22 protein-coding genes are annotated in these 26,910 nt (G+C 74.8%); 15 read left to right on the forward strand and 7 right to left on the reverse strand.

All coding sequences use genetic code 11. The features are described 5' to 3' along the window. Nucleotides 1–110 precede the first annotated feature (110 nt). The 5 genes from AB0947_RS04970 to AB0947_RS04990 all read left to right on the forward strand — a co-directional run bounded on the left by AB0947_RS04970 (nt 111) and on the right by AB0947_RS04990 (nt 4,067). Complete coding sequence (locus AB0947_RS04970; protein ID WP_366748846.1) at nt 111–1,616, forward strand: MFS transporter; 1,506 nt, start codon at nt 111–113, stop codon at nt 1,614–1,616. A gap of 136 nt (nt 1,617–1,752) precedes the next feature. After that, nucleotides 1,753–1,929: a hypothetical protein gene (locus tag AB0947_RS04975; RefSeq protein WP_171150470.1), complete on the forward strand. Its 177-nt coding sequence runs from the start codon at nt 1,753–1,755 to the stop codon at nt 1,927–1,929. A 112-nt stretch (nt 1,930–2,041) separates the two neighbouring features. Further along, nucleotides 2,042–3,103 (forward strand): iron-containing redox enzyme family protein, encoded by a 1,062-nt coding sequence (locus AB0947_RS04980; RefSeq protein ID WP_366748847.1) that lies wholly within the window; start codon nt 2,042–2,044, stop codon nt 3,101–3,103. A gap of 30 nt (nt 3,104–3,133) precedes the next feature. Next, nucleotides 3,134–3,778, forward strand: coding sequence for a HemK2/MTQ2 family protein methyltransferase (locus AB0947_RS04985; RefSeq protein ID WP_366748848.1), 645 nt, complete (start codon nt 3,134–3,136; stop codon nt 3,776–3,778). Nucleotides 3,779–3,908: 130 nt separating this feature from the next. Beyond that, the gene (locus AB0947_RS04990; protein WP_366749174.1) at nt 3,909–4,067 is read left to right on the forward strand and encodes a CDGSH iron-sulfur domain-containing protein; all 159 of its coding nucleotides are present in this window, start codon (nt 3,909–3,911) and stop codon (nt 4,065–4,067) included. Nucleotides 4,068–4,275: 208 nt separating this feature from the next. Here AB0947_RS04990 and AB0947_RS04995 read toward each other — a convergent pair whose 3' ends face one another. After that, entirely contained in the window at nt 4,276–4,710 is a 435-nt protein-coding gene (locus tag AB0947_RS04995; protein ID WP_366748849.1) for a protease inhibitor, read from the reverse strand. Nucleotides 4,711–5,163: 453 nt separating this feature from the next. Between AB0947_RS04995 and AB0947_RS05000 the strand changes: the two genes are divergently transcribed. Both AB0947_RS05000 and AB0947_RS05005 read left to right on the forward strand, forming a co-directional pair. Continuing rightward, nucleotides 5,164–6,765 (forward strand): cytosine permease, encoded by a 1,602-nt coding sequence (locus AB0947_RS05000; protein WP_366748850.1) that lies wholly within the window; start codon nt 5,164–5,166, stop codon nt 6,763–6,765. An 81-nt stretch (nt 6,766–6,846) separates the two neighbouring features. Then, nucleotides 6,847–8,025: a lactate 2-monooxygenase gene (locus AB0947_RS05005; protein WP_366748851.1), complete on the forward strand. Its 1,179-nt coding sequence runs from the start codon at nt 6,847–6,849 to the stop codon at nt 8,023–8,025. A gap of 492 nt (nt 8,026–8,517) precedes the next feature. On the opposite strand, the gene AB0947_RS05010 is transcribed toward AB0947_RS05005, so the two are convergent. The 3 genes from AB0947_RS05010 to AB0947_RS05020 form a co-directional block, all read right to left on the reverse strand. Further along, the gene (locus AB0947_RS05010; RefSeq protein WP_366748852.1) at nt 8,518–10,062 is read right to left on the reverse strand and encodes an RICIN domain-containing protein; all 1,545 of its coding nucleotides are present in this window, start codon (nt 10,060–10,062) and stop codon (nt 8,518–8,520) included. A 334-nt stretch (nt 10,063–10,396) separates the two neighbouring features. After that, on the reverse strand, nt 10,397–10,774 hold the full coding sequence (locus AB0947_RS05015) for a toxin Doc (protein WP_041666033.1): 378 nt from the start codon (nt 10,772–10,774) through the stop codon (nt 10,397–10,399). A gap of 3 nt (nt 10,775–10,777) precedes the next feature. Beyond that, complete coding sequence (locus tag AB0947_RS05020; RefSeq protein ID WP_366748853.1) at nt 10,778–11,017, reverse strand: hypothetical protein; 240 nt, start codon at nt 11,015–11,017, stop codon at nt 10,778–10,780. Between the two features lie 180 nt (nt 11,018–11,197). Here AB0947_RS05020 and AB0947_RS05025 point away from each other — a divergent pair, with 180 nt between their 5' ends. Beyond that, a complete protein-coding gene (locus AB0947_RS05025; protein WP_366748854.1) occupies nt 11,198–11,710 on the forward strand; it encodes a methylated-DNA--[protein]-cysteine S-methyltransferase in 513 nt (170 codons plus the stop codon). Nucleotides 11,711–11,721: 11 nt separating this feature from the next. Beyond that, complete coding sequence (locus tag AB0947_RS05030) at nt 11,722–12,444, forward strand: 2OG-Fe(II) oxygenase (protein ID WP_366748855.1); 723 nt, start codon at nt 11,722–11,724, stop codon at nt 12,442–12,444. Nucleotides 12,445–12,718: 274 nt separating this feature from the next. Here the strand turns inward: AB0947_RS05030 and AB0947_RS05035 are convergent, their stop codons facing one another. After that, nucleotides 12,719–15,814, reverse strand: coding sequence for a glycoside hydrolase family 2 TIM barrel-domain containing protein (locus AB0947_RS05035; protein WP_366748856.1), 3,096 nt, complete (start codon nt 15,812–15,814; stop codon nt 12,719–12,721). Nucleotides 15,815–16,091: 277 nt separating this feature from the next. On the opposite strand from AB0947_RS05035, the gene AB0947_RS05040 reads away from it, so the two are divergent. Beyond that, entirely contained in the window at nt 16,092–18,473 is a 2,382-nt protein-coding gene (locus AB0947_RS05040) for a SpoIIE family protein phosphatase (RefSeq protein ID WP_366748857.1), read from the forward strand. Between the two features lie 15 nt (nt 18,474–18,488). Here the strand turns inward: AB0947_RS05040 and AB0947_RS05045 are convergent, their stop codons facing one another. Beyond that, nucleotides 18,489–19,037 carry an RNA polymerase sigma factor gene (locus AB0947_RS05045; RefSeq protein ID WP_366748858.1) on the reverse strand — a complete coding sequence of 183 codons (549 nt, stop codon included), beginning with the start codon at nt 19,035–19,037 and terminating at the stop codon, nt 18,489–18,491. A 47-nt stretch (nt 19,038–19,084) separates the two neighbouring features. On the opposite strand from AB0947_RS05045, the gene AB0947_RS05050 reads away from it, so the two are divergent. From AB0947_RS05050 to AB0947_RS05070, 5 genes are all read left to right on the forward strand, one after another. After that, nucleotides 19,085–20,476, forward strand: coding sequence for a serine/threonine-protein kinase (locus AB0947_RS05050; protein WP_366748859.1), 1,392 nt, complete (start codon nt 19,085–19,087; stop codon nt 20,474–20,476). A 163-nt stretch (nt 20,477–20,639) separates the two neighbouring features. Beyond that, a complete protein-coding gene (locus tag AB0947_RS05055; RefSeq protein WP_366748860.1) occupies nt 20,640–21,353 on the forward strand; it encodes a DUF4232 domain-containing protein in 714 nt (237 codons plus the stop codon). Nucleotides 21,354–21,571: 218 nt separating this feature from the next. Next, nucleotides 21,572–22,813, forward strand: a complete 1,242-nt coding sequence (locus AB0947_RS05060; protein WP_366748861.1) for a hypothetical protein — start codon at nt 21,572–21,574, stop codon at nt 22,811–22,813. Nucleotides 22,814–22,876: 63 nt separating this feature from the next. After that, the gene (locus AB0947_RS05065) at nt 22,877–24,130 is read left to right on the forward strand and encodes an SLC13 family permease (protein WP_366749175.1); all 1,254 of its coding nucleotides are present in this window, start codon (nt 22,877–22,879) and stop codon (nt 24,128–24,130) included. Nucleotides 24,131–24,155: 25 nt separating this feature from the next. Continuing rightward, on the forward strand, nt 24,156–24,638 hold the full coding sequence (locus tag AB0947_RS05070) for a universal stress protein (protein ID WP_366748862.1): 483 nt from the start codon (nt 24,156–24,158) through the stop codon (nt 24,636–24,638). Between the two features lie 36 nt (nt 24,639–24,674). On the opposite strand, the gene AB0947_RS05075 is transcribed toward AB0947_RS05070, so the two are convergent. Beyond that, nucleotides 24,675–26,675, reverse strand: coding sequence for an RICIN domain-containing protein (locus tag AB0947_RS05075; RefSeq protein WP_366748863.1), 2,001 nt, complete (start codon nt 26,673–26,675; stop codon nt 24,675–24,677). Nucleotides 26,676–26,910 lie beyond the last annotated feature (235 nt).

A 26,910-nucleotide genomic window follows, 5' to 3' on the forward strand; every position in this document is an offset into this window, starting at 1 on the left:
CGAGGTGGCTTAGGCTCTCGGTGTACGAAACAGTTTCGTTTACGAGCTGTTCGCCTCGTCGTACCCCTGTGCCGTCCCGTACCCGAACGACTTCCCTGGAGTGGTTCCGCATGCCCGAGAAGACCCTGGCCGAGAGCTCCCGTGCGGGAGCCGCGGCGCCGGAGCACGCCGAGGCCTCGCCCAAGCGGTGGTGGATCCTCGCGGTCATCGCGACGGCTCAGCTGATGGTGGTGCTCGACGCCACGATCGTGAACATCGCCCTGCCGTCCGCCCAGAGCGACCTGGGCTTCTCCGACGGCAACCGGCAGTGGATCGTCACCGCCTACGCCCTGGCCTTCGCCTCCCTGCTGCTGCTCGGCGGCCGGATCGCCGACATGTTCGGCCGCAAGACCGCCTTCCTCATCGGCGTCGTCGGCTTCGCCGCGGTCTCCGCGCTCGGCGGCGCCGCGAACGGCTTCACCATGCTGGTCGTCGCCCGCGCCCTCCAGGGCGTCTTCGGCGCGCTGCTCGCGCCCGCCGCGCTCTCGCTGCTCAACACCACGTTCACCGACGCGCGGGAGCGGGCACGCGCGTTCAGCGTCTACGGCGCGATCGCCGGCGCGGGCGGTGCGTTCGGTCTGCTGCTCGGCGGTGTGCTGACCGACGCCCTGGACTGGCGCTGGACGCTGTACGTGAACGTGGCCATCGCGGTCGTCGCCTTCGCGGGCGGCTGGCTGCTGCTGGGCAACCACCGCGACGCGGCGCACGCCAAGCTCGACGTCCCTGGCACGGTCCTGGTCGCCGCCGGCCTGTTTTCCCTGGTCTACGGCTTCTCCAACGCCGAGACCCACGACTGGGACTCGCCGCTGACCTGGGGCTTCCTGATCGCGGGCGTCGTGCTGCTGACGGCCTTCGCCTGGTGGCAGACCCGGACCGCGCACCCGCTGCTGCCGCTGCGCATCCTGCTCGACCGCGACCGCGCGGCCTCGTTCCTCGCGGTGCTGATCGCCGCCGGCGGCATGTTCGGCGTGTTCCTCTTCCTGACCTACTACCTCCAGCTCAACCTCGGCTTCAGCCCCACGAAGACCGGCGTGGCGTTCCTGCCGATGGTCGGCGCGCTGATGGTGACCGCGCAGGTGGGCACCACGGTCCTGCTGCCCCGGACCGGCCCCAAGGTCGTCATCCCGCTGGGCTTCGCGGTCGCCACGGCCGGCATGGCCTGGCTGACCGGCATCGGCCTCGGCTCCCACTACCTCGGCGCGGTGCTCCCGCAGCTCGTCGTGATCGGCGTGGGCCTCGGCCTCGTCATGCCGACGGCCATGCAGCTGGCCACCGGCGGGGTCGCGGCCGAGGACGCCGGCGTGGCCTCCGCGACCGTCAACGCCATGCAGCAGGTGGGCGGCTCGATCGGCACGGCCCTGCTGAACACCCTCGCGGCGAGCGCGGCCACCGACTACCTGGCCGGCCGGGACGCCACCAGCAAGCTGGTGCAGGGGCAGGCCACGATCGAGAGCTACACCACCGCCTTCTGGTGGTCGGCGGTCCTCTTCGGCGCCGGCGCGGTCATCGCCTTCGTCTGCTACCGGCGCGGGGTGCCGCGGCAGGACGCCGGCGCCGCACCCGTCGTCCACATGTGACAGCCGTAGCGGTCCGGGCCCGAGGGGCCGCCGTCAGCAGGGAGACGGCGGCCCCTCGCCCCGTCCGGGGGACGCTTGGGACGCCTCGCTCGGGTAACCCGCCAAGGAGATCACCTCGCCGACGGAAGGAGACGGCATGCCTGGCGGGAACGGCCACGACGACCACGAGGACCGGCCGGACACGGCCCTGGAGGAGGTCCTCCGGGAGGTCGAGGACGCCGAGAAGCGCGACGAGGACCCGTCCGCCTCGGGTGAGGCCGGGGACACCATCACCCCGAGCCCCACGGCGCAGGAGCAGGCGAAGGGCGACTGAGGTCAGCCGGGCGGGGCGCCCACGGGGCGCTCCGCCGGCACCCGGGCCGGGACGGCGGGCCGGAGCGCAGCCGATCACTGGTGCTTTCCCGCGCGGCGGGTACCCGATGCCCATGAACCACCATGTGCGAGGACCCCTGCTGCCCCCGCCCCGGGGCCCGCTCTCCGCCGCGGTCACCGCGTACCTGCGCGGCACGGGCCCGCTTCCCGATCCCGCGGACGCCGGGGCCGCCGATCCGTACGGCGACGACCTCCAGCTCGCCCTGTACCTCTGCTACGAGCTGCACTACCGCGGCTTCGCCGGTGTCCCGCCGGAGACCGAGTGGGACCCCGGGCTGCTGCGCGTCAGGGCCGCGCTGGAACACCGCTTCGGCGCCGCCCTGCGCGCCGACACCCCGGTCCACGACAGCCTGGACGACGCGCTGGCCGCCCTCCTCGTCGAGCCGGCCGAGGGCACGGGGGTCACCCACTTCCTGTCTGCCGAGGGCGAGCTGTGGCAGCTGCGGGAGTACGCCGCGCTGCGCTCGCTGTACCACCTGAAGGAGGCCGACCCGCACGCCTGGGTGCTGCCGCGGCTGTGGGGCCGGGCCAAGGCGGCGATGGCCGCGGTGGAGTACGACGAGTTCGGCGGCGGCCGGGCCGACCGGGTGCACGCGCGCCTGTTCGCCGACCTGATGACGGACCTGGGCCTGGACACCGCGTACGGCCGTCACCTGGACGCGGCCCCGGCCGAGATGCTGGCCGTCGTCAACCTGATGTCCCTGTTCGGCCTGCACCGCGACCTGCGCGGCGCGCTGGTGGGCCACTTCGCCGAGGTGGAGATCACCTCCTCGCCCGGCTCCCGCCGGCTGGCCGAGGCGATGCGCCGCACCGGCGCCGGCCCGGCCGCGGAGTTCTTCTACGACGAGCACGTGGAGGCGGACGCGGTGCACGAGCAGGTCGTCCGGCACGAGGTGATCGGCGGACTGCTCGACGAGGAACCGGAGCTGGCGCCGGACATCGCCTTCGGGATCGACGCGACCGAGTACCTGGAGGACCGGCTGGCGCGGCGGCTGCTGGACGCCTGGCGCGCGGGACGGTCGTCCCTGCGGACCCCCCTGGACTCCCCCGTGCGCACGGCCCCCGGAGCCCTCGTGGAGACACCCGTGAAACAGGGGGTTTCCCATACATCCTGATTCCCGGGGTACCCGCGCGATGTGATCGCTATGGTGCTTCCGGGTGTGTACGCCCCGCAGGACGATACGGAGCTGCTGGCCGAGGCCCTCCACGAAGAGGCGCCGCCGCCCGGCGCACGGGTGCTGGACGTCGGCACCGGGAGCGGGGCGCTGGCCCTGGAGGCGGCCCGCCGGGGCGCGGCCGTGACAGCGGTCGACGTGTCCCGGCGGGCGGTGTGGACGGCCCGGCTGAACGCGTGGCTGAGGCGGCTGCCGGTGCGCATCCGGCGCGGCAACCTCTTCGCACCGGTGCGCGGCCGGACGTACGACCTCATCCTGGCGAACCCGCCCTACGTCCCGGCGCCCGACGCCGGCCGCGGGCCGCACGGCCGGGCCCGGGCCTGGGACGCCGGGTGCGACGGGCGGCTGCTGCTGGACCGGATCTGCCGGGACGCGCCGGCGCTGCTGCGCCCCGGAGGGGTGCTGCTGATGGTGCACTCGGCGCTGAGCGGTCCCGACCGCACCCTGGAGCTGCTGCGGGCGGCGGGCCTGAAGGCGTCGGTGGTCCGGCGCCGCTGGATCGCCTTCGGCCCGGTGCTGCGTTCCCGGGAGGACTGGCTGCGCCGGCGCGGGCTGCTCGCGCCGGCCGACGACAGGGAAGAGCTGGTGGTCATCCGTGCCGAACGACCCTGCTGACGCCGTGGACGCCGTGGACGCCGTGGACTCCGAGGTGGGCTCCGAGGTGGGCTCCGCCGGCTCCCCGGCGGACGCCGCCCCCGCCGGTCCGGCGGCCAGGGCCTCGGCCGACCGGGCGCGGCGGATCACCATGCAGCGGCGCGGGCCCCTCCTCGTGGAAGGGCCCGTGGAGATCGAACTGGAGGACGGGACCACGGTCTGCTCGGACCGCTTCCGCGTCGCTCTGTGTACCTGCCGACGCAGCCGCCGCTACCCTTGGTGTGACACAAGTCACCGGCGCAAGGCCTGAACGGCTGGTTGAAACGGATTGTTTTTCGCCGCTCCCCGGGCGGTCCCCCACGGACCGGCCCGGGGAGCGGCTGTGTGCCCGGGCCCGGCGGGCGGCCCCACTCCGCCCGCCGGCCCCGGCGCGAGATCGCAGGTTCCCCGCTCCAGGGGCCGCACTCCCCAGTTGCGGGCCTGATCCGGTGTCCACGGGGACCCGTGCGATCCCGGTCCTAGAAGGCGAACACAGCGCCGCCCGCGGCATCCCTCGTGCACGCGTTGCCGAAGGTGCGCTCGTAGGAGACGCGCTTGCCCTGCCAGACGCCCTGGACGGTGACGACGACGGGGTCGTAGACCTTCGTGCACATCACGTCGCCGGCCGGCTTCAGGGCCTCCGGTTCGCCGCCGGCGAGGCGCAGTTCGGCGCAGGCCTGGGCGGCGGCCGGGTGGGTGCCGGAGGCGGTGGGGGCGCAGGTGAGGGTGACGGCGCGCTCCGGAGTGGCCGTGGCCGCGTCGGTGCCGTGGCCGGTGGTGAGCACCAGGGCCGAGGGGGCGTAGAGCGACGACGGGGCGGCGCCCGGTGCAGCGACGGCGGCCCCGGTCAGGGGTCCGCAAACGGCGGCGGCCGTGAGGCCGAGGGCCGCTGCCCAGCGCGCGGTGTTCCGCATTGTGTGCATCCTTCCGCTCGAACAGTCGGGTCGCCGGCTCCGGCCCGGTCGGGTGCCGGAGCGGCGAGCGCCACTCTGCCGACTCCGTCGCGGAAACTCACATCGAACCCACGGGTTTCAGTAACCTTTCGTGTTGAATCAGTGGCGGGAAGTCACGGAATTCGAACGTCACGCCCCCGGAACCAGGCGGGTCCCCCGCTGCGGCAGCGGCCGGATGGCCGAAAAACAGCTCTTCGTTAATCGTCCTGAAACATTCCGGCTCCGACCGCGCCGCGCCCCTTCATGACTCCTCGTGTTCATGAAGTGATCACCAGACGGAGGGGCCTCCGCCGCCCCACCGATGGGCGATTCATCCATCGGCGGCGCGAAAGTTGGACGAACCGTCCTCTGGATCACACGGTTCCGCCCGCCGTACCGTCAGCGCACCCCGCTGCCGTCCTTGCTGGAGCGCCCGTGTCCGACCAGCCCGCACCGCCCGCCGCGTCCGCCTCCCCGTCCGGACCCGCCCTCACCGAGGTCGAGGCCCACGGCGTGGAGCGCATCCCCGACGCCGACCGCACCGCGACCCCGCTGGACCTGTTCCGGCTCGCCTTCGGCGGCGCCAACACCTTCTCCACCTGCGTCCTCGGCGCCTTCCCCATCCTGTTCGGGCTCTCCTTCTGGCAGGGCCTCGCGGCCACCGTGCTCGGTGTCCTCGCGGGCGCGCTGATCCTGTGCCCGATGGCGGTGTTCGGCCCGGTCAACGGCACCAACAACGCCGTGTCGTCCTCGGCGCACCTCGGTGTGCACGGCCGGGTGGTCGGTTCGTTCCTGTCCCTGCTGACGGCCGTCGCGTTCTTCTCGCTGTCGGTGTGGAGCTCCGGCGACGCCCTGGTCGGCGGCGCGCACCGGCTGTTCGGCCTGGAGCGCGGCGACCTGTCGTACGTCGTCGCGTACGCGCTCTTCGCCGGTCTGGTGCTCGCGGTCTGCGTCTACGGCTTCCGGTTCATGCTGTTCGTCAACAAGATCGCGGTGACCTCGGCGAGCGTGCTCTTCCTGCTCGGCGCGGTCGCGTTCGCCGGTGACTTCGACCCGTCGTACGCCGGGGTGTTCACCGCCTCGGCGGACGCGTCGACGCGGTCGATGTTCTGGCCGTCCTTCATCGGCGCGACGCTGATCGTGCTGTCCAACCCGGTGTCCTTCGGCGCGTTCCTCGGCGACTGGTCGCGCTACATCCCGGCCGCCACCCCGCGCCGCCGGGTGGTCGGGGCCGCGTTCCTGTCCCAGTTCGCGACGCTGCTGCCGTTCGTGTTCGGTCTGGCGACGGCCAGCATCGTGGCGACGAAGGCGCCGCACTACGTCGACCCGGCCGCGCCGGACTTCGTGGGCGGGCTGCTGGCGATCTCACCGAGCTGGTTCTTCCTGCCGGTGTGCCTGCTGGCGCTGATCGGCGGCATGTCCACGGGCACGACCTCGTTGTACGGCACGGGCCTCGACTTCTCCTCGGTGTTCCCGAGGCTGTCGCGGGTCCAGGCGACGCTGCTGGTCGGCGTGTTGTCGATCGCGTTCATCTTCGCCGGCCGGTTCGGCCTGGACCTGGTGCAGTCCATCTCCACCTTCGCCACGATGATCGTCACCTGCACCACGCCCTGGATGGTCGTGATGACGCTGGGCTTCTGGACGCGGCGCGGCTGGTACGACCCGGACGCGCTCCAGGTTTTCAACCGCCGTCAGCGCGGCGGCCGTTACTGGTTCGCGCACGGCTGGAACTGGCGCGGCATGACCGCGTGGTGGGTGTCGGCGCTCATCGGTGTGCTGTTCACGAACATCCCGGGCCAGTTCGTGGGTCCGCTGGGCGATCTGGCGCACGGCGTCGACATCAGCCTGCCGCTGTCGCTGGCCACGGCCGCGGTGCTCTTCCTGGCCCTGCTGTGGCTGTTCCCCGAACCCCGTGCCGCGTACGGCCCCGAGGGCGCGCGGCTGGTCCGTACGGTCGAGGTCCCGGTGCCGCCGATCACCGGCCCGGGAGCCGTCGCCGACGCCCCGGCGCCCGTGCCGGCGGGCGGGGCCGGCTGACGTGGTCCCGCGGCGCTCCGTCCGACGTACCGGTCGGTATCGTCGGGGTGCATGCGGCCGACGACACGCGGGAGTTGACGGATGGCACAGCACTGGGCGGACTTCCAGTACGAGATCTACCTGAACGGGATGACCGGGGCCGTGCCCCGGCTCCCCACCGACCTGACCCGGCTGGAGGAACTGGCCGAACACCGGCTCGGCCCGGGCCCGGTGGGCTACGTGGCGGGCAGCGCGGGCGACGGCGGCACGGCCCGCGCCAACCGGGCGGCCCTGGCCCGGCGCCGGATCGTGCCGCGCATGCTGCGGGACGTGCACGAACGCGACCTCACCACCGAGGTGCTCGGGCGGACCCTGCCCGCACCGCTCGCCCTCGCTCCCGTCGGCGTGCTGTCGATCATGCACCCGGACGCCGAGACGGCCGCCGCCCGGGCCGCCGCCGCACAGGGCGTGCCGTACGTCCTGTCGTCGGCTTCGAGCACGCCGATGGAGCAGGTCGCGGAGGCGATGGGGGACGCCGAGCGGTGGTTCCAGCTGTACTGGGGCAAGGACCGCGAGGTGACCCGGAGTTTCCTCGCCCGGGCCCGGGCGGCCGGCTTCTCGGTGCTCGTCGTCACGCTGGACACCCCGCTGCTGGCGTGGCGGCCCCGTGATCTGGACCAGGCCTACCTGCCGTTCGTGCACGGCGTGGGCACCGCCAACTACTTCACCGACCCGGCGTTCCGCGCGGGCCTCGCCAAGCCGGTGCACGAGGACCCGAACGCGGCGGTGCTGCACTTCCTCGGTCTGTTCGGGGACGCGAGCCACACCTGGCCCGACCTGGCCTTCCTGCGGGAGAACTGGGACGGGCCGATCGTCCTCAAGGGCGTGCTGCACCCGGACGACGCCCGGCTCGCCGCCGACGCCGGGATGGACGGCGTGGTGGTCTCCAACCACGGCGGCCGGCAGGTGGCCGGTTCGGTCGCGGCGGCCGACGCGCTGCCCCGGGTCGCGGACGCGGTGGGCGACCGGCTGACGGTGCTGTTCGACAGCGGGGTGCGCACCGGCGACGACGTCTTCAAGGCCCTGGCCCTGGGCGCGCGTGCGGTCCTGCTCGGGCGTCCGTACGTCTACGGCCTCGGCCTGGACGGCCAGGCGGGCGTGGAGCACGTCATCCGCTGCCTCCTCGCGGAGTTCGACCTGACCCTGGCCCTGTCGGGCCACGCACGCCCGGGTACGGTGACGCGGTCGGACCTGGAAACGGACGGCACCGCGGCCTGTTGAGGGACGCGGGGCGGATCCGGCGTGCGGCTCTAGCCGGGCCACGGACGGCGGTTCCGCCACCGGGGCCTGACCGGGGCCGCCCATCCGCCGCCACACGGGCGGCCGGCCGCCATCGAGCCCTGGCCCGTCGGACCTCGGGCCTCGGGCCTCGGGCCTCGGGCCATGGAACCCTGACCCACCGAGGCCCTGGCCCACCGAGCCCTGGCCCATCGGCCCTGCCCGCCGGACCGGCCGAGGCCCTGACCGGGGCCGCCCGGACGCCCCTGACCGCCGGGGGCGTCCGGGCCGTCGGGCAGCCGCGGGGCGCCGTTCGGCAGCCGGGCCGGAGCGCCCATGACGCCACGCACTCCGCCGCCGCGGCGGCCCGCGCATCCCGGCGAGCACCGCAGCGCCGGAACCGCGCACGCCCCGCCGCCGGTCCGCGACTGACCGGCCGACCGGCCGACCGGCTGACCGGCTGACCGGCAGCAGGGGCGGCGTCCTGCCGCCGCCCTACGATGAGCCGCCGGAGAGCCACCGCTGGCCGGGGGACCCGTCCCGGACCTTGACGACGAGGTCGGCCCCCGCCTGGTCGCCGCCGGGTGCGAGCGCGAGCGTCCGGTCCCACCGCGGCAGCAACTCGCCCCGGGGAGTCAGGTCGTAGCGCACGTCGTCGCCCCGCTCCGCCCCGGCGCCGGCGCAGCGGCCGAGGAGCACCACGCCGGCGTCGGCGTGCGAGTCCAGGCACAGACCGGTGCCGGCGGCACTGCGCAGCAGCCCGTCGGTGCCGTACGTCCACCGCTGTGTGGCCGAGCCGGAGCAGTCGGCGAGCACCGCACTCGCTCCCTCCTCCGGCGTGCCCTTGACGTCCAGGCACCGGCCGGCGGCGTTGCGCAGCGGACCGGGCCGGCCGGCGGCGGGCAGGCCCGGGGTGCCCGACGGGGCCGACGCGCCGGGGGTGGCGCTGGTGGCGACGGGGGCGGTGCCGTCGTCGCCGTCCGGCCACATCCCGACCGCGAGGACGGTGGCGAGCAGCCCGGCCGAGGCCACACCGACCCCGGTCAGCAGCGTCCTGGACGACCACGCGGTGCCGGGGGCGCGGTGCGCGGACACCCCGGCGAGGAACCGGGCCGGCAGCCCTCTTCCGTCCTCCTCGGCACCGCGCCGGGAGCCGCCGCGCCGGCGTCCGCCCGCCCGCCGGGAGCCGCCGCGGGCGGGGCCGGGCCGGCGGCCGGGGCGCGATTCGAGGTAGCGGCGGGCGCCCCAGCCGAGCACGGCCTCGGCGAGCAGCACGCCCAACGCCGCGTCGGTGTGGCCGAGTTGCTCGGCCGCGTGCCGGCAGTAGGGGCAGCCGGCCAGATGCTCCTGGACGTCGGGCAGCAGCGCGCCGCCCCGACGGATCGGAACGTCGAGCAGGCGGTTGTAGTAACGGCACTCCTTGCCGGGCGCGAGTTCGCGGTGGGCGCGCACCAGGCCCTCGCGGAATTTCTCCCTGGCCTGTTCGAGTGCGGCGGTCGCGTTCCGGAGGTCCACGCCGAGCAGTCCCGCGGGCACGTCCACCGGTTCGGCCTCGACCTCGGCGTGCCACAACAGGGCCTGTTCCAGGCGGGAGAGGCCGTGGAAGGAACGGTCGGACAGGGCGCGGTTCTCGGGTACGAGCGGTTGCGCGGCGCGCATTCCGCGTCCCCCGGCGGGTTTGCCGAGCCCGGGGAGCACGGCGGTGATCCGGTCGGTGCCGGACCAGTTCAGGACCGTGTCACGCACGGCTACCAGCAGGCGGGGCCGCAGCGCGTCGGCGGCTTCGCCGAGCGCCAGCCTGCCCAGGACCTGGTGGAAGGCGGTCGCGGTGACCATGTGGGCGAGGGGTCCGGAGGCGGCCAGGCAGATGACCGCGTACTCCTGGGTCGGCTGCCAGTGCCGGGCCATCAGCAGGGCGGCCGACCGGGATGCCTCCGCGTCGGAGCCGGCCCGCAGCGGGCCGGCGAGGAACTCGTCGCATTCCCCGGGATCGGCGCCGGACGGCGGATAGGGAGGACGAGGGGGGTGGGGGGTGAGCACGGAGCGGATTCCTTCTGGCGCGTGTGCGAGCGGGAAATTCACCGCGTTTGAACCCTTGCACAAGTGCCACAGGGGCAACAAGGCGCACGGAGGACATCGGCCTTATTGAAAGAAAGTCAAAATCGCGGATCCGGCCGGTGGTTGCAGCGAAAGCGGCCGGATTTCCCATGCGCCCCGTGTGAAGCGCGTGCACGCGTCCGCCGGACGCGCACGCTCCCGCGGCGGGCGGCCCGGTGGTGGACTGGGCACCGGTCCACCTCGGAAAGGCCCGCTCCCGGCCGGCGGCTCCCGGCGGCTTCCCCCGCCGGCCGGGAGCGGGACGGCCCCGGCGGCCTCAGATCTGCCAGGAGCGGAGCCGGTCGGCGGCGCCGTACACGTCGGTCTTGCCGGAGATCAGGTCGCGGGCCAGGTCGACGAGGGCGCCGTAGGGCGGGTCGATGCCGACGCCGCTGACGAACATGTAGGCCACCGCGGTCGCGCAGGCGAAGCGGGCGTTGGCCGCGGGCAGCGGCTTGAGCACGGCGAGGGTGTGCAGCAGCGCGGCGGCGCGCCAGGCGGCGTCGGAGTCCACACCGAGCCGGGGCGGGTCCACCCGGTGCCGGGCGACGGCCGCGACCAGCGCGGAGAAGTCGTCCACGGCGGGCTGGTCGGGCAGGACCTCCTCGTGCCGCTGGAGCAGCCAGGGGACGTCGATATGGATGACGGAGGGCATCGCTCAGGCGGCCGCGCCCCTGGTGGGGCGCTCGTCGTCGGGGAAGGCCGCCGCGAACTCCTCGGCATGGCCGGCGAAGAAGCGGCGGAACGCCTCGGCGCCCTCCTGAAGGGCCCGGTGGCGCGCGATGTCGGCGGCGGCGGCCTCGCGCACGAGGGCCTTCATCGAGGTACCGCGCTCCTTGGCGATCTGCCGCAGGTCCTCTAGTTCCCGTTCGCTGAACTCCACGTTGAGAGCTGGCATGCCCTCACGGTACCGCGCGGGTACTCACGCGTAAATACGCGCAGGTCAAGATGGGTTGAGTGCGGTACCGGCCGGGGGTGAGGGCCATGTCCGATTCCCGCCGGTGACACGGCCTGTGGCGCAGCAGACTCGACAGCGCGGGAAGCAGCCGGCGACCCGGGGAGACACATAGGAGCACCGATGGAGACGTACACCGCGCACACCCTGCACCCCAGCCCGCTGGGCGACCTGCTGCTGACCGGGTCCGTGTCCCCGGCCGGCCGCCTCGCCCTCGTCTCGCTGTCGCTGCCCGGGCAGCGGGGAGCCCCGGCGGTCCGGCCCGGGGACCGCGACGACCGGCCGTTCACCGAGGCGCACCGGCAGCTGGAGGCGTACTTCGCGGGCCGCCGGACCCGCTTCGACCTGCCGCTCTCCCCCACCGGCAGCCCGTTCCAGCGGGCCGTGTGGCAGGCGCTGGACGACCTGCCGTACGGAACGACGACCACGTACGGCGAGCTGGCCGTCCGGGCCGGCGTCCCCCGGTCGGAACTGCGCGCGCTGGGCCGGGCCCTGGGCGCCAACCCCCATCTGCTGGTCCGCCCGTGCCACCGGGTGATCGGCGCGGACGGCTCGCTGCGCGGGTACGCGGGCGGGGTCGAGCACAAGCGGTGGCTGCTGGCGCACGAGGGCGCGCTGCGGCCGGCGCTGTGGTGACGGGAGCACCCATGACGCTCACCCGGGCCGAGGCCCACCGCCGGACGGCCCGCACCGACTGGGCCGCGCTCGCCGCCGAGCTGGACGAGCACGGCAGCGCGTCCACGGGCCCGCTGCTGACGCCCGCCGAGTGTGCGGACCTGGCGGCGCTGTACGACGAGCCGGAGCTCTTCCGCACCACGGTCGACCTGGGCCGGCACCGGTTCGGCTCCGGCGAGTACCGCTACTTCACGCACGACCTGCCCGCGCCGGTCGCCGCGCTGCGGGCGGCGCTGTACCCGCGCCTGCTGCCGGTCGCCCGGGACTGGGCGGCCCGCCTGGACCGCCCGGCGCCCTGGCCCGACTCGCTCGACGCGTGGCTGGCGCGCTGTCACGCGGCCGGCCAGGACCGGTCGGCGCAGATCCTGCTCAGCTACGGTCCGGGCGACTGGAACGCGCTGCACCGGGACGTGTTCGGGGAGCTGGTCTTCCCGCTCCAGGTGGTGATCGCGCTGGACGCGTACGGCACCGACTACACCGGCGGCGAGTTCCTGCTGGTCGAGCAGCGCCCGCGCGCCCAGTCGCGGGGCACGGCGAGCGTCCTGCGGCAGGGGCACGGGCTGGTGTTCACCACCCGGGACCGCCCCGTGCGCACCCGCCGCGGCTGGTCGGCCGGGGCGACGCGGCACGGGGTGAGCACGGTGCGGTCGGGACGGCGACGCACCCTGGGCCTGGTCTTCCACGACGCCGCCTGACCGCCCCCGGGCGATGCCCGCGCCGCCGCACTGCCAGCCGCCCGGCCCCGGCGGCACGGCACCCCGTCCCGCCTCGGCCCCGACGGCACCGCCCCCCGCGGCGGCACGAGGTGCTGCCGCACGGTCACACCTCCAGCCGGCTGAGCCCCGCTGGCACACGCCCATCCGCTGATCCACTCCGCGCCCGGCAGCGGTCACGAGGTGCGGGCCGGCCGCCCACGGCGGCCCCGAACCCCCGGCCCAGCGGCGGGAGCGCGGAGCGCACGCCGTACCGTCACACCTCCAGCCGGCTGATCCGCACCGCTCCCTTCGGCTGGCCCGGGTACGCGCTGGTGAGCGTCAGGCGCAGCCGGGAGCCGCGTACCGCGTCGAAGGTGATGACCGTCGGGCTGTCGGAGGCGGTGGCCCACTCCGTCCTCGTCCCGGTCACCGGGACCCAGGCGTGGCCGTCCCACACCGCCACCTCGGCCCGTTCGGGCAGGGTGTGGCCGGTGTCGACGGTGAAGGAGACCGCCACCCGGTCGACGCTCCGGGTGCGCCCGAAGTCGAGCGACACCCAGTCCTTCGGCCGGGCCCCGCCGAACGCGGGCAGCAGCGCGGTAGCCGCCTTGACGAAGGCGTTGGACCAGCCGGTGGCCGGGTCGCCGTCCAGCATGGCGGCGGGCAGGGTGTCCGGACGGCCGGAGTAACTGGCGTCCGCGTGCGGGTAGCCGGGCGGCGCCGGGTGGCCGGGCCGGAAGCCGGCGGGTGCGGTCGTCGAGGCCGAGCGGGCCGGGCTCGTGACCAGGCGGGCGGTGTCCGCGCGCAGGCCGTCCACCCGGGCGGTGACCTTGAGGGCGCCGGGCCTGGTGCCGGAGCGGACGATCGCGAGGGCCTTGCCGTGGAAGGCGGTGCGGGTGCTCGCCTGGTAGCGCTCGGCGCTCTCCTCGCGGCCGTTGTCGACACCGGCCAGGGAGCCGCCGGAGACGTCGAAGGCGATGAGGTGGTCCGCGTCGGGCACGACCACGCCGTGGGCGTCGACGATCTCGGCGGTGACGAAGGCCAGCGAACGGCCGTCGGCGGCGAGGGACGCGCGGTCGGCGGTGAGCCGTACGGCGTGCGGGGCGCCGGCCGTGCGCAGCACGTCGGTGGCGACGGCCTTGCCGTCGCGCCGGGCCACCGCCTTCAGCTCGCCCGGCCGGTACGGCACCTTCCAGGTCAGGTGCAGCTTGCCCGCGCTGCCGTTGGGGCTGGTGTAACTGCCCGGGTAGGGGCCGTCGGCGAAGGTCTTGTCGTCACCGGTGGGTTCGGTGGTCTCCAGGTAACCGCGGCCGTCGGCCGTCCGCTTGGCGTCGAACTCCCGCACGCCCAGGGACTCCCCGTTGAGGAAGAGCTCGACGGCGGGCACGTTGGCGTACGCCCAGACCTCGACGGTGTCGCCCTCCTCGTGGTTCCAGGTCATCGGCAGCAGGTGGACCATCGGTTCGTCCGTCCACTGGCTCCTGAAGAGGTGGTACATGTCCTTGGGGAAGCCGGCGGTGTCGACGGCGCCGAAGAAGGACGCCTTGACCGGGAAGACGTCGTACGGCGTCGGTTCGCCGATGTAGTCGATGCCGGACCACAGGAACTGGCCCGCGAACCACTTCCGGTCCCGGTCCTTCTTGTGCCCGTACTCGCCGCTCATCGTCCAGGAGGCGAGGTTGTTGTCGTACGAGGAGACCTCCCGCCTGCCGGGCGTGTGGTTCTCCCCCGTGTTCAGGTGCTCCGGCTCCTGATAGGTGCCGCGGGTCGAGGTCTCCGAGGAGGACTCGGACTCGAAGAGGAACAGGTGCGGGTAGGCCGCGTGCAGGGCGTCCACCGACTTGGCCGTGTTGTAGTTGAGGCCCAGGCCGTCCAGTTTGGCGAGCATCAGGTCGGCCGCCGAGCCCTTGGCCGGTACGCGCCGGTACTTGTCGGAGCCGATGACGAGCGGCCGGGTGTCGTCGGCGGCCCTGACGGCGGCGATGATCCGGTCCGCCATGGCGAGTCCGGCGGTGGAGGTCGAGTCGGGGATCTCGTTGCCGATGGACCACAGCACCACGGCGGGCGAGTTGCGGGCGGCCAGGACCATCTCGGTGGCGTCCCGTTCGCACCACTCGTCGAAGAACCGGCCGTAGTCGTACGTCGTCTTGCCGGTGCGCCAGCAGTCGAAGGCCTCCACCATCATCACGATGCCCAGCTCCTCGCAGACCTGGATCATCTGCGGCGAGGGCGGGTTGTGGGAGGTGCGGAAGGCGTTGACGCCCATCGACTTCATGATCCGCATCTGCCGGCGCACGGCGTCGACGCTGATCGCGGCGCCGAGCGCGCCCTGGTCGTGGTGGAGGTCGACGCCCTTGATCTTGGTGTACGCGCCGTTGAGGGAGAAGCCCTCGTCGGGGTCGAAGCGGAAGGTGCGGATGCCGAAGGGCGTGCGGTGGGTGTCGGTGGTGCGGCCCCCGACGCGCAGCTCGGTGTGCAGGGTGTAGCGGTGCTCCGGGGTCGCGAAGTCCCACAGGAGGGGCTCGGGGACGGTCAGTTCGTGGGTCGCGGTGGCCTCGTCCGGGACGGCGGCGGTGGTGGCCGCGCGGGCGACGGTCCGGCCGTCCGGGGCGACGACGCGGGAGCGTACCTCCACGTCCGCGCCGGCGCCGGAGGCGTTGCGCACGGTGGTCCGCACCCGGACCAGCGCCCGGTCGGCGGAGACCTCCGGCGTGGTGACGTACGTGCCCCAGCGGGCCACGTGCACCGGCTCGGTGACGACCAGCCGGGCTTCGCGGTAGATGCCGCTGCCGGAGTACCAGCGGCTGCTGGGCAGTTGGTTGTGGACCTTGACCGCGAGCGCGTCGGCGGTGGTGCCGTCGGTGTGGACGAGGTCGGTGAGGTCGAAGGCGAAACCGGTGTAGCCGTAGGGGTGGCGGCCCACCTCGGTGCCGTTGCAGTAGACGTGGGCGTCCATGTAGACGCCGTCGAACTCGACCGAGATCCGCTTGCCGGCCCAGTCGCGCGGGAGGGTGAAGGCGAGCCGGTACCAGCCGAGCCCGCCCGGGAAGAAGCCGGTGCCGCTGGTGGTCCCGTGGTCGGTCGTGGGCGTCTGCTCGATGCTCCAGTCGTGGGGTACGGCGACCCGGCGCCAGGCCGAGTCGTCGTAGCCCGGCTCGGCGGCCCGGGCGTAGGCACCGGCGGGGTCGGTGATGCCGTCCGGGTCGGCCAGGGCGAAGCGCCAGCCGTCCCTGAGGGGCACGGTGCGGCGTCCCCCGGCGGCGTGCGCGTCGGCGGCGAGGGCGGCCGGAGCCGCGGAGAGGTTCAGGAGCGTTCCGGCCGCGGGCGCCGCCGTGGCGGCGGCCAGGACCGATCTGCGTGTGACCGACATGGGGCGGCTCTCCCTCATCAGGGGCCAGAAGTACTCACAACTGATCGCGAACAAACAGATTCTGACGTCCTGCCACACTCGATCGTCAAGGGTCCGGAACCGCAGGAGTACCGCCGACGGCACATCGGCCGGATGTCCCCCTTGACCGTTCCCCCGACGTGTTCGACGGGTCGGCCCGGCGGCCCGGATCGGCGCTCATGGGCGGGCGCGAAGCACTAGGCTGGTACGCGAGTGGTGCCACCTGTTCACTGTGAGTGTGCGCTTGGGAGCGGCGACGATGAGCCGGGTCTATCCGTTCGACGATGCGGCGACGGCCCGGGCTGTCATCGGCCCCGACGGAACGCTGGTGGAGTGGAACGAGGGCGCCCGCCGCCTGCTCGGCCACCCCGCCGGCGCCGTCCTGGGCCGCCCCGCCACCGAGCTGCTGGCCGGCGCCGGCACCCCGGTGCCGCCCACGGGCCCCCGCTGGGCGGGAACGGTCGGATTGCGCCACCGGGACGGCCGTACCGTCCCCGTCTGGCTGCTCGCCCACCACCGTCCGGCGCACGACGAGCACCCGGGTGACTGGCTCGTGGTCACCCCGCTCACCGGCACCGGTCCGCCCGGCGGGGACGACCCGCTCACCGGGGCGGCCCTCGTCCAGTCGCCGTGCCCGGTCGCCGTGTACGACGACCGGCTGCGGCTGTGCCGGATGAACGAGGCGATGGCCGACGTCGTCGGGCTGCCCGAGGAACGGGTACGGGGGCTGCGGCTCGCCGAGATCGGCGGCGGACCGCAGAGCGAGGAGCTGGAGGAGGACATGCTCCGGGTGCTGACCTCGGGCCGGCCCCTGGACGTGCAGACCTTCATGCGGACCGGCGGCGAGGACCGGGCCCACGCCTGGCTCGCCAGCATGGCGCCGGTCCGGGACCCGGCCGGCCGGATCCGGGGCGTGTGCCTGGCCGCGCACGACATCACCGACAACCACCGCGCCCGGCAGCGGCTGCAACTGCTCAACGAGGCCGGCGTGCGCATCGGGACCACGCTCGACGTCACCCGTACCGCGCAGGAGCTGGCCGACGTGTGCGTCCCCGCGCTCGCCGACTTCGTCACCATCGATCTGCTGGACCCGCAGGAGTACGGCGGTGAGCCCCCGGCCCGCATCACCACGCCGGTGCGGCTGCGCCGCGCCGCCCACCAGTCGGTGCTGCCGGGCCTGCCGGAGGTGGTGGTCCGGCCCGGGACGACGGAGGCGTACCCGGCCCTCTCCCCGCAGGCCGACTCGCTGACCGCGGGCCGCACGATCACCGCCAGCGTGTCCGCCGGTGACATGGACCGGTGGCTGACCTGGCACCCGGAGCGCGGCGAGCGGGTGCGGCGGTTCCGCATCCACTCCTCGATGTCGGTGCCGATCCAGGCACGCGGACTCACCCTCGGGGTCGCGGTGTTCACCCGGCACCGCCGCCCCGACCCCTTCACCGCGGACGACGTGCTGCTGGCCGAGGAGATCACCGCGCGCGCGGCCGTCTCCATCGACAACGCCCGCCGCTACTCGCGCGAGCGGGAGACGGCGCTCGCGCTCCAGCGCAGCCTGCTGCCCCGCTCGCTGCCGCGCACGGCCGCGCTGGAGGCGTCCTCCCGCTATCTGCCGGCGGCGCGCGCCGGCGTCGGCGGGGACTGGTTCGACGTGATCCCGCTGTCCGGGATGCGGGTCGCCATGGTCGTCGGGGACGTCGTCGGGCACGGCATCCAGGCCTCGGCCACCATGGGCCGGCTCCGCACCGCCGTGCGCACCCTCGCCGACATCGACCTGGCCCCGGACGAGCTGCTCACCCACCTGGACGACCTGGTGCTGCGGCTGTCGGAGGACGCCGGCGCGGAGGGCAGCCCGGGCGAGGTCGGCGCGACCTGCCTGTACGCCGTCTACGATCCGGTGTCCCGCCGCTGCGCGCTGGCCCGCGCCGGGCACCCGCCGCCCGTGCTGCTGCGGCCGGGCGGCCGGCCGCAGCTGCTCGACCTGCCCGCCGGCCCCCCGCTCGGCCTCGGCGGGCTGCCGTTCGAGTCCACCGAGGTGGACCTGCCCGAGGGCACCGTCATCGCCCTGTACACGGACGGTCTGGTGCAGTCCCGGGAGCGGGACCCGGACGCCAGCCGCGAGCTGCTGTACCGGGCGCTGGGGCAGGACGCGGCCTCCCTGGACGAGGCTTGCGACTGCGTGCTGCACGCCCTGCTGCCGGGCGGGGCCGCACCGGACGACGTGGCGCTGCTGCTGGCCCGCACCCGGGGCCTGCCCGCCTCGCAGGTGGCGACCTGGGACATCCCCGCCGACCCGGCGCTGGTCGCGCCGATCCGCAAGCAGGTCGTGGACCAGCTGGACGCCTGGTCGCTGAGCGAGGCGACGTTCACGGCGGAGCTGGTGGTCAGCGAGCTGGTCACCAACGCCATCCGGTACGGGGCGCGGCCGATCCGGCTCCGTCTGATCCACGACACGACCACGCTGATCTGCGAGGTCTCCGACACCAGCCACACCGCGCCGCACCTGCGCCGGGCGAAGACGTTCGACGAGGGCGGCCGGGGCCTGCTGCTGGTCGCCCAGCTCACCCAGCGCTGGGGCAGCCGGCACACCCCGGAGGGCAAGACGATCTGGGCCGAGCTGCCGCTGTACGAGGAGGACCAGTAGGCGCGGGGACGTTCCTCAGGAGGCGGCCAGCCAGGGCCGTACCTGCTTGCGGGCCTCGTGCAGGCGGGACTTGAGGGTGCCGAGCGGGATGCCCGCGCGCTCGGCGGCCTCGGCGTAGTCCAGCTGGCAGATGTCCCGGTAGACCAGCGGCGCCACCAGGTGCGGATGCTCGCGCTCCAGCCGGTCCAGGGCCTCCAGCAGGTCCACCCGGGAGCCGGCGATGACGCTGGTGGTGCGCGGGTCGACGGCGTGTGCGGGCTCGATGGGCGCGGGCTGTTCGGCGGCCCGCCGTTTCAGCTCCCGGTACTTCTGCCGGCAGCAGTTGGCGACGACGGTGTACAGCCAGGTGCCGAAGCGGCTGCGGCCCTGGAAGCCGGTGATGTGCCGGGCGACCTGGAGCAGCACGTCCTGCGCGGCCTCCTCGGCGTCCTCCCGGCAGGGCAGGAAGCGCGCGCAGCGGCGCACCACCTCGGGCCGGATCCCGCTCAGCAGCCGGTCCAGGGCCTCGCTGTCGCCGGCGGCGGCGCGCCGGGCGAGGTCTTCCGTCGGCGCCTGGTCCTGCACGGACGGGCTCCCCTCCACGTCGGTCCCAGGCCAGGCATGATAGTCGTATGCACCCCCTGGAGCGGATCGGCCGCCACCGCCTCGAACGGCCGCTGGGCAGCGGCGCCTTCGCCACGGTGTGGCTCGCGCACGACCCCGAGCTCCAGGCCCCGGTGGCGGTCAAGGTCCTCGCCGAGAACTGGTCGCACCGGCTCGACATCAGGGAGCGCTTCCTGTCCGAGGCGCGGCTGCTGCGCCGGGCCGGGTCGAGCCGGGTGGTGCAGGTCTACGACATCGGTGAACTCCCGGACGGCAGGCCGTACTTCGTGATGGAGTACGCCGCCGGGGGGACCCTCGCCGATCTGCCGGCGGACGGCCCGCTGCCGGTGCGGGAGGCGCTCGCGCTGACCGCCGAGGCGGCGCGCGGTGCCGCCGCGCTGCACGAGGCGGGGATAGTCCACCGCGACATCAAGCCGACCAACGTGCTGCTGCACACCGCTCCGGACGGCACCCGGCGGGTGCTGCTGGCCGACCTGGGGCTGGCCAAGAGCCTCGCGCAGGCGTCGGTGCTGACCCTGGCGGCCGGTTCGGCGGGCTACCAGCCGCCGGAGCAGGCCGAGCCCGGCGAGGGCATCGACGAGCGGGCCGACGTCTACAGCCTGGGCGCGGTCGGTTACGAACTGCTCACCGGGACCGTGCCGGGCCCACCGGGGAAGGTGGTTCCGCCCCGGCGGCTGCGGCCGGACCTCGGCGCGGACGTGGAGCGGGTGCTGCTGCGCGCGCTGGAGCCGGACCGGGCGCGGCGCTGGCCGGGCGCGCTGGCGTTCGCCGGGGAGCTGGACCGGCTGGCCGCGGGTCCGTCGGGGCGGCCGGCGCGGCCCCTGGACGGGGTGCGCGGACGGCTCGGCACCGTGACGCTGGCCGTGGCCGCGCTCCTCGCCGCCACCGCCGCCGCGGCGACGGTGACCGTGGCGCTGCACCGGGACGGCGGCGCGGACGACGGGGTGCGTGTCGCGGACGCCACCGGGCGGGTGACCCTCAAGGTGCCCGCCGGCTGGGGCCGCGAGCTGCGCGACTCCGGCTGGGACCCGCACGCGCTCGGGCTGGCGGCGGGGCACGAACCGGGTCTCGTGGTGGCCGACGACCTGTCCCGCTGGTCCGATCCGGAGGCGGCCGTGGACGGGGTGTTCGTCGGCGCCGGCGGGCAGGGCGACGTCACCGCGAAGGTGAGGGCGCTCGCGCACCCCGGCTGCCGCTACGCGGGCGCCCACAGCTTCACGGACGCCGACTGGCACGGGCTGGTCCGGGCCTGGCGGCGCTGCCCGGACGGCGGCTCGATCACCGAGTCCGCGCTGGTCCCGGCGGGCGGGGCGGCGCGGCCGCAGGTGTACGTACAGGTGCGCGAGCGGGGCGCCGGCGACGGGACCGACGGCGTGCTCCGTTCGCTGCGGGTGGCCTGAACAGGGGGCTTCCGGGGGGCGGAGCGGGGAAGAGAATCCGACAGAACCCGGCGCGTCCCGAACTTTTCCGGCGGTCCGTGCATCGGACGGAGAGGACGGCGCACCCGGCGCCGCAGGCGCGCGTTCCCGTCGCGTGCCGTGACCTCCAGGAGTGTTGAGCGACATGGTGTACACCCCCCGGCCCGTCCCCCGGTCCGCGCGGCGCGGGGCCCTGCTCGTGGGCACGGCCGCCGTGCTGGGCCTGCTGACCGCCTGCGGCAACGGCACGAACGCGCACGGCGAGGCCCCGGCCACCGTCCCGGGTACGGCCGCCCCTGCGACGGACGGCACGACGAGCCCGGCGCCGCCCGCCACGGCCTCCTCCGCCACCGGCACCGGCACCGGCTCGCCGGACGCCCCCCGGACGACGGCGTCCCCGGGCGGTGGCGCGGCCACGACCACCCCGGCCGCGGCGACCACCCGCTGCCACACCTCCGAGCTGCGCGCCTCCGTGGGCCGCAACGACCCGGGCGCCGGCCAGGAGAACTTCCCCGTGGTCCTCACCAACACCTCCGCCCGGACCTGCACCCTGCACGGCTATCCGGGCGCGGCCTTCGTGGGCGGCTCCGGCGGCCGGCTCGGTCCGGACCCGCAGCGGTCCCCGGGCACCCCGGTGACCGTCAGGCTCGGGCCCGGGCAGAGCGCCTGGGCGGGCCTGACCTTCTCCAACCCGGGGGTCAGCGGGGCGAAGACGGCCACGCCGGCCACGCTGCTGGTGACCCCGCCGGACGAGCGGGACCAGCTGAAGGTGGCCTGGAAGGGCGGGCCGGTACCGGTCTCCGGGAACTCCTCGACCGTCCGTCTGACGGTGTTCAGCCCCGGCGCCGGGCCCTCCTGACCCGGCGTCCCCGCGCGCGGACCCCGCTGCCACTCCCCCGGGCCGGCGGGGTCCGTCATGCCGGGGCGGCCTCGTTCGTCCTGTCGGCGCCACGACTGTCACAGGACGGCAACAGCCGCCGCGGGCCGCGATCTTTTCCCGCCCCCCGGTCATCGAACCCGGTCGACCGCACAGCGAAGTGGCCCCACCAGGGGCCCGACCAGGGAATCGGGGAGAAGATGAGCGGGATCTCACGCAGGCGGGTGCTGACGGCGGGGGCGGCGGCGGGCGCCCTCGGCACACTGGCCGCCTGCTCCACCGGCACCGGCCTCAGGACCGGCGGACCGGACCCGGCGGACGGGAAGGGCACCGCGCAGGCCCGGCCGGTGAAGCCGATCGGCGACGGCTCCACCGCCGACACCGGCGCCCAGCCGCACCAGCCGAAGCCGGAGCGGCTGCGTCCGGGCCGGCGGCCCCCGCAGTTCGTGGTGTTCTCGTGGGACGGCGCGGGCGAGCTGAGCAACAAGCTGTTCTCCCGGTTCCGCAAGGTGGCCGCCGACCACGGCGCCGCGATGACGTTCTTCCTCAGCGGCATCTACACGCTGCCCGAGTCCAAGAAGCACCTGTACCGGCCGCCGCAGCACCCGGTCGGCGCCTCCGCGATCGGCTACCTCGCCGACCGGCACATCCACGCCACGCTCCAGCAGGTGCGCGCGGCCTGGCTGGAGGGACACGAGATCGGCACCCACTTCAACGGGCACTTCTGCGGCGCGACCGGTGTGCGCAACTGGTCCCCGGCCGAGTGGCGCAGCGAGATCGACCAGGCGGTGGACTTCGTGACGAAGTGGAAGACCAACACCGGGTTCACCGACCTCGACCCCTTGCCCTTCGACTACCGCAAGGAGCTGATCGGTGGCCGCACCCCCTGTCTGGAGGGCCAGGCCCGGCTGCTGCCCACCGCCGCCGCGCTCGGCTGGAAGTACGACGCCAGCTCCCCCGGCGGCCTCCAGGTCTGGCCGGGCAAGGTGCAGGGCGGCAGACTCTGGGACTTCCCGCTCCAGTCCATACCGTTCGCCGGCCACTCCTTCCAGGTCCTCTCGATGGACTACAACATGATGTTCAACCAGTCCGGCGGCAACCCGCTCGGCGACCGCGCGCGGTACGACACCTGGCGCGTCCAGGCCCGCGACACCTACCTGGCCGGTTTCCGGCGGGCCTACGAGTCCAACCGCGCGCCCCTCTTCGTCGGCAACCACTTCGAACGCTGGAACGGCGGCATCTACATGGACGCCGTCGAGGAGGCGATCGGGAGGATGGCCGCCTACGACGACGTGCGGTTCGTGTCCTTCAGACAGCTCGTGGCCTGGCTGGAGGCGCAGGACCCGGCGGTGCTGCGCACGCTGCGCACGCTGGCGCCCGGACAGTCCCCGCAAGGCGGCTGGGCGGAGTTCCTGGGCGCGGCGGGCGCCGGGGCGTCGTAACCGGCTCAGGAACATCTGTTTTCATGGGCGGGCACCCGCACAACCACTCCGGAAGGACCCGCCCTGAACACCGCGCTCGCCGAGGCGTTGTCCGCCGTCCTGCTGGTCGCCGTGCTGGCCTGGGCCGTCGTACGGCCCTTCGGATGGCCGGAGGCGGTCATGGCCGTGCCCGCCGCCGGCATCGCCGTCGCGACCGGCGCGATCTCCCTCGGCCACGCGCGGGCCGAGGCGGAGCGGCTCGGCCCGGTGGTCGGGTTCCTGGCGGCGGTACTGGTGCTCGCCCACTTCTGTGACGTGGAGGGGCTGTTCCAGGCGTGCGGGGCGTGGACGGCGCGGTGGGCGGCGGGCCGTCCGGTGCGGCTGCTGACGGCGGTGTTCGCGCTGGCCTCGCTCATCACCGCCGTCCTCAGCCTGGACGCGACGATCGTGCTGCTCACGCCGGTGGTCTTCGCCACGGCCGCGCGGACCGGCGTCCGGCCCAAGCCGCACGTCTACGCCTGTACGCACCTGTCGAACACGGCGTCACTGCTGCTGCCGGTGTCCAATCTGACGAACCTGCTGGCGTTCGCGGCGAGCGGGCTGAGCTTCACCCGGTTCGCGGCGCTGATGGCGCTGCCATGGCTGGCCGCGATCGGCGTCGAGTACCTGGTGTTCCGGCGGTTCTTCGCCCGGGACCTGGCGGCGGCGGCCCCGGCGGACCGGGACACCGGTGAGCCGCCCGAGCTGCCCCTGTTCGCGCTGGTGACCGTGGGCTGCACGCTGGCCGGGTTCGTGGTGGCCTCGGCGTTCGGCGTGGAGCCCGCGTGGGTGGCCGCGGCGGGCGCGCTGGTGCTGGCCGGGCGTGCGCTGGTGCGCCGGAAGGCGGGTCCGCTGACCGTCGTACGGGCGGCGGCCCCGGCCTTCCTCGCGTTCGTGCTGGCGCTGGGCATCGTGGTGCGGGCGGTGGTCGACAACGGGCTCGCGGACGTGCTCGGGCGGGTGGTGCCGGGCGGCACCGATCTGCCCGCGCTGCTCGGGATCGCCGCGCTGGCCGCCCTGCTGGCCAACCTGATCAACAACCTGCCCGCCGTGCTGGTCCTGCTGCCACTGGCGGCGCCCGCCGGACCGGGGGCCGTCCTGGCCGTGCTGCTCGGCGTGAACATCGGCCCCAACCTCACCTACGCCGGGTCGCTGGCGACGCTGCTGTGGCGGCGCATCGTCCACCAGCACGAGCACGACGTGGACCTGCGGGAGTTCACCCGGCTCGGACTGCTCGCCGTGCCCTCCTCCCTCGCCGTGGCGGTGGTGGCACTGTGGGGGTCGCTGCGCATCATGTGAGGGGCAGTGAGCGACAGGAGGCCGAATGCGCGTGATCGCCTGGCTCGTGGAAGGCACCTGGCCCGCCTGCGTGGACGCGGTGCGCGCCCACGCACCGCGGGACGCCGAGGTGGTGCTGCTCCATGTGAGCGGACCGGACGTGCCGGCGGTGGCGCACGGTGCCTTCGCCGGACTGCTCGGGCGGCGCGGCCACGACCCGGGCGACCGCCTCGAAGCGCTCGGCGGCACGTCGGCGACCGCCCTGCTCGGCGCGGCGGCCGAACGGCTGGGCCGGCCCTGCGTGCGCGAGGAGCGGTCGGGCCGGGTCGAACGGGAGGTCGTGGCCGCCGCCGAGGGTGCCGGGCTGCTCGTGCTGGCGCGGGACGGGGACCGCTCCCGGCTGGGTCCGCGGAGCCTCGGCCCCGCCGTCCGCTTCGCCGTCGACCACGCGCCCTGCCCGGTCCTGCTGGTCTGGCCGGAACCGGCCCCGCGCCTGGACACGATCCCGCCGCCGCCGCACCACCCCTGAGTCAGCCGCGGTGGCTGCCTGCGGGGCCGCCCGCCGTCACGGCCGGTACGGCGTCCGGGTCGGGACCGGCGTCCTGCCGCCGTCCCAGTCGACGTTCTCCATCCGCAGGTCCGGGTGGGCGGTGTCGATGGCCCAGCGCTGGGCGGTGCCCGCGACGCGGGTCTTGAGCACGAGGGCGCCGGAGCCGTCGGTGGCGGCCGGGGTGAGGGCCAGCTCCTGGTCGGAGCGCGGTACCAGGGCTCCGTGGGGGGTGAAGTCGTAGTGGAGGTCGCGGGCGGCCTCGCCGGTGGCCGTGCAGGGGGCGAGGCGCACGGAGTAGCCGAGGCGGGAGTCCAGGCACAGGTCGCGGGCGGCGGCGCTGCGCAGCAGACCGTCGGTCTCGTACGTCCACTGCTGGGCCGGGGCGGCGGAGCAGTCGGCGAGTGCCGTCTCGGCGCCCCGGACGGCCTTGTCGCCGACGACTCCGACGCACAGGCCGGAGGCGAGGCTGCGCAGCCGGCCCCGCAGGGCGCCCTGGCCCTGGGTGTGCCGGCCGGCCCAGGAGGGGCCCGGGGACGCGGCGTTCCCGCCCGGCGCGCGGGAGGGCGTCCCGGCGGCACCGGACGCCGCCGGCACGTCGTCGGAGCCGAGCGCCGACCACAGCGCCAGGGGGACGACGACCAGGCCGCTGACGGTGAGGACGGCCAGCGCGAGGTTCCGGCGCCGGGCCCGGCGGGCGGCGCGCTGGACGGAACGGCGGGAGGCGGGTCCGGCGCCGTCCGTGCCGGGGGCGGTGACGGGGCCGGCGGGCGTGCGGCGCCGGGCGCTGCGCGCGCCGGAGACGGCGGCCACCAGGCGCTCGACGCCTTCGGCGGCGGCCGAGGAGGCTCGGTCTCGGCGGCGGACAGGGAACGCGTCACGACCCGCGGCCCGCGCGCCCGGTTCGCCCGGTTCGGTATACCCGGTGCCGTCCGCCACAGCGGAGGAGGCCCCTCGTCCCCGCCGCACACGCGACGCACCACGCCCCGCCGACCGCCGGGCGCCGCCCGCACCCGGGACCCCCGCGCCGGCGTCGTCCGTGCCCTCGGCAACGGTGGACCGTGCTCCTCCCGGACGGCGGCCGGACGACGCGCGGCGGTGGGCCGGACGGCCGGGGACGGACCCCCCGCCCGGTGCGGCGGAGCCGGCCTGGGCGAAGTCCTCCCCGGCCCGGGGGCGCGCGGGCGCGACGGTGGCGGCGGCCGGGGCCGGCGGCTCCTCCGTGTCCGCCGCCCGGGACTCCAGGTAGCCGGCGGCTCCCCAGCCGAGGACCGCCTCGGCGAGTGCGAGGGCCAGGCCGTCGTTGAAGCGGGCGAGCTGGTCGGCGGTCCGGGCGCAGTGGGAGCAGCCGGCCAGGTGCTGTCGCAGGTCGGGGTCGACGTCGGTGCCGCCGCGCCGGAAGGTCACGTCGAGCATGCGCACATAGCGCTGGCAGTCGTCCTCGGGCGCGAGTTCGCGGTGCGCCTGGAGGCATTCCTCCCGCAACCGCTCGCGGGCCCGGCGCAGTTCGACGCGGGCGCCGTCCTCGTCCAGGCCGAGCAGCGCGGCGGGCACGGCCAGCGGTTCGGCCTCGGCCTCGGTGTGCCACAGCAGGGCGCGGGAGGTCTCGGGGACCCGCTGGAACGCGCGGGACAGCAGCCGCCGGCCCGAGGGCGGCAGCAGCCGGGCCGAGGCCGGCTCGCCGGTGCCGTGCCCGGAGCGCAGGGCCGGGTGCAGCAGCTCCCGGCGGCCGTCGGTGTCCCACTCGGCCGCGATCCGGCGGACGGCGACCAGGACATGGGGCCGCCAGGCGGCGGTCGGGCCGGACTGCCGGAGGGAGGCGCCGAAGAGCCGGGTGAAGGCGGCGGTGGTGAGCATGCCGGCGGCACGCGGTCCGTCGGTGCACAGCCGGGCGTAGGCGAAGGCCGCCGCCCAGTGCCGGTCGAGGAGTTCACCGACGGGGTGCGGGGCGGGCGACGCTCCCGTCCACTTTCTAAGTTCGGCACTGAGCTGCTCGTCCGACAGCACTGCGTCGGTCACGGCCGAATTCCTCCAGGGCATTACCGGAAATAGTCCGTACCAGACGGTACGGCGAGGTCATGGCAGCTCGACGTCCGCCTGAGGCGGCACTTTCGCACAGCCGGAGACACCGGAACAAGCGATCTCCCGATTCTCGGGATTTCCCACCCGGCTTTTCCTCTGTTGACATTTCGTCAAAGGCCGCCATTTCCTCCCTCTACCGCTGATCACCCGCCCGACAGGCCCCGGACCGCAC

The organism is Streptomyces sp. NPDC047841, from assembly GCF_040704085.1.
Lineage (GTDB): Bacteria > Actinomycetota > Actinomycetes > Streptomycetales > Streptomycetaceae > Streptomyces > Streptomyces argyrophylli.

What these genes read in the sequence shown, in the direction of transcription:
- AB0947_RS04970 (WP_366748846.1), top strand. Translation starts at nt 111, where the DNA reads ATGCCCGAGAAGACCCTGGCCGAGAGCTCCCGTGCGGGAGCCGCGGCG.
- AB0947_RS04975 (WP_171150470.1), top strand. Translation starts at nt 1,753, where the DNA reads ATGCCTGGCGGGAACGGCCACGACGACCACGAGGACCGGCCGGACACG.
- AB0947_RS04980 (WP_366748847.1), top strand. Translation starts at nt 2,042, where the DNA reads ATGAACCACCATGTGCGAGGACCCCTGCTGCCCCCGCCCCGGGGCCCG.
- AB0947_RS04985 (WP_366748848.1), top strand. Translation starts at nt 3,134, where the DNA reads ATGGTGCTTCCGGGTGTGTACGCCCCGCAGGACGATACGGAGCTGCTG.
- AB0947_RS04990 (WP_366749174.1), top strand. Translation starts at nt 3,909, where the DNA reads ATGCAGCGGCGCGGGCCCCTCCTCGTGGAAGGGCCCGTGGAGATCGAA.
- AB0947_RS04995 (WP_366748849.1), bottom strand. Translation starts at nt 4,710, where the DNA reads ATGCGGAACACCGCGCGCTGGGCAGCGGCCCTCGGCCTCACGGCCGCC.
- AB0947_RS05005 (WP_366748851.1), top strand. Translation starts at nt 6,847, where the DNA reads ATGGCACAGCACTGGGCGGACTTCCAGTACGAGATCTACCTGAACGGG.
- AB0947_RS05015 (WP_041666033.1), bottom strand. Translation starts at nt 10,774, where the DNA reads ATGCCCTCCGTCATCCATATCGACGTCCCCTGGCTGCTCCAGCGGCAC.
- AB0947_RS05020 (WP_366748853.1), bottom strand. Translation starts at nt 11,017, where the DNA reads ATGCCAGCTCTCAACGTGGAGTTCAGCGAACGGGAACTAGAGGACCTG.
- AB0947_RS05025 (WP_366748854.1), top strand. Translation starts at nt 11,198, where the DNA reads ATGGAGACGTACACCGCGCACACCCTGCACCCCAGCCCGCTGGGCGAC.
- AB0947_RS05030 (WP_366748855.1), top strand. Translation starts at nt 11,722, where the DNA reads ATGACGCTCACCCGGGCCGAGGCCCACCGCCGGACGGCCCGCACCGAC.
- AB0947_RS05035 (WP_366748856.1), bottom strand. Translation starts at nt 15,814, where the DNA reads ATGTCGGTCACACGCAGATCGGTCCTGGCCGCCGCCACGGCGGCGCCC.
- AB0947_RS05040 (WP_366748857.1), top strand. Translation starts at nt 16,092, where the DNA reads ATGAGCCGGGTCTATCCGTTCGACGATGCGGCGACGGCCCGGGCTGTC.
- AB0947_RS05050 (WP_366748859.1), top strand. Translation starts at nt 19,085, where the DNA reads ATGCACCCCCTGGAGCGGATCGGCCGCCACCGCCTCGAACGGCCGCTG.
- AB0947_RS05055 (WP_366748860.1), top strand. Translation starts at nt 20,640, where the DNA reads ATGGTGTACACCCCCCGGCCCGTCCCCCGGTCCGCGCGGCGCGGGGCC.
- AB0947_RS05060 (WP_366748861.1), top strand. Translation starts at nt 21,572, where the DNA reads ATGAGCGGGATCTCACGCAGGCGGGTGCTGACGGCGGGGGCGGCGGCG.
- AB0947_RS05070 (WP_366748862.1), top strand. Translation starts at nt 24,156, where the DNA reads ATGCGCGTGATCGCCTGGCTCGTGGAAGGCACCTGGCCCGCCTGCGTG.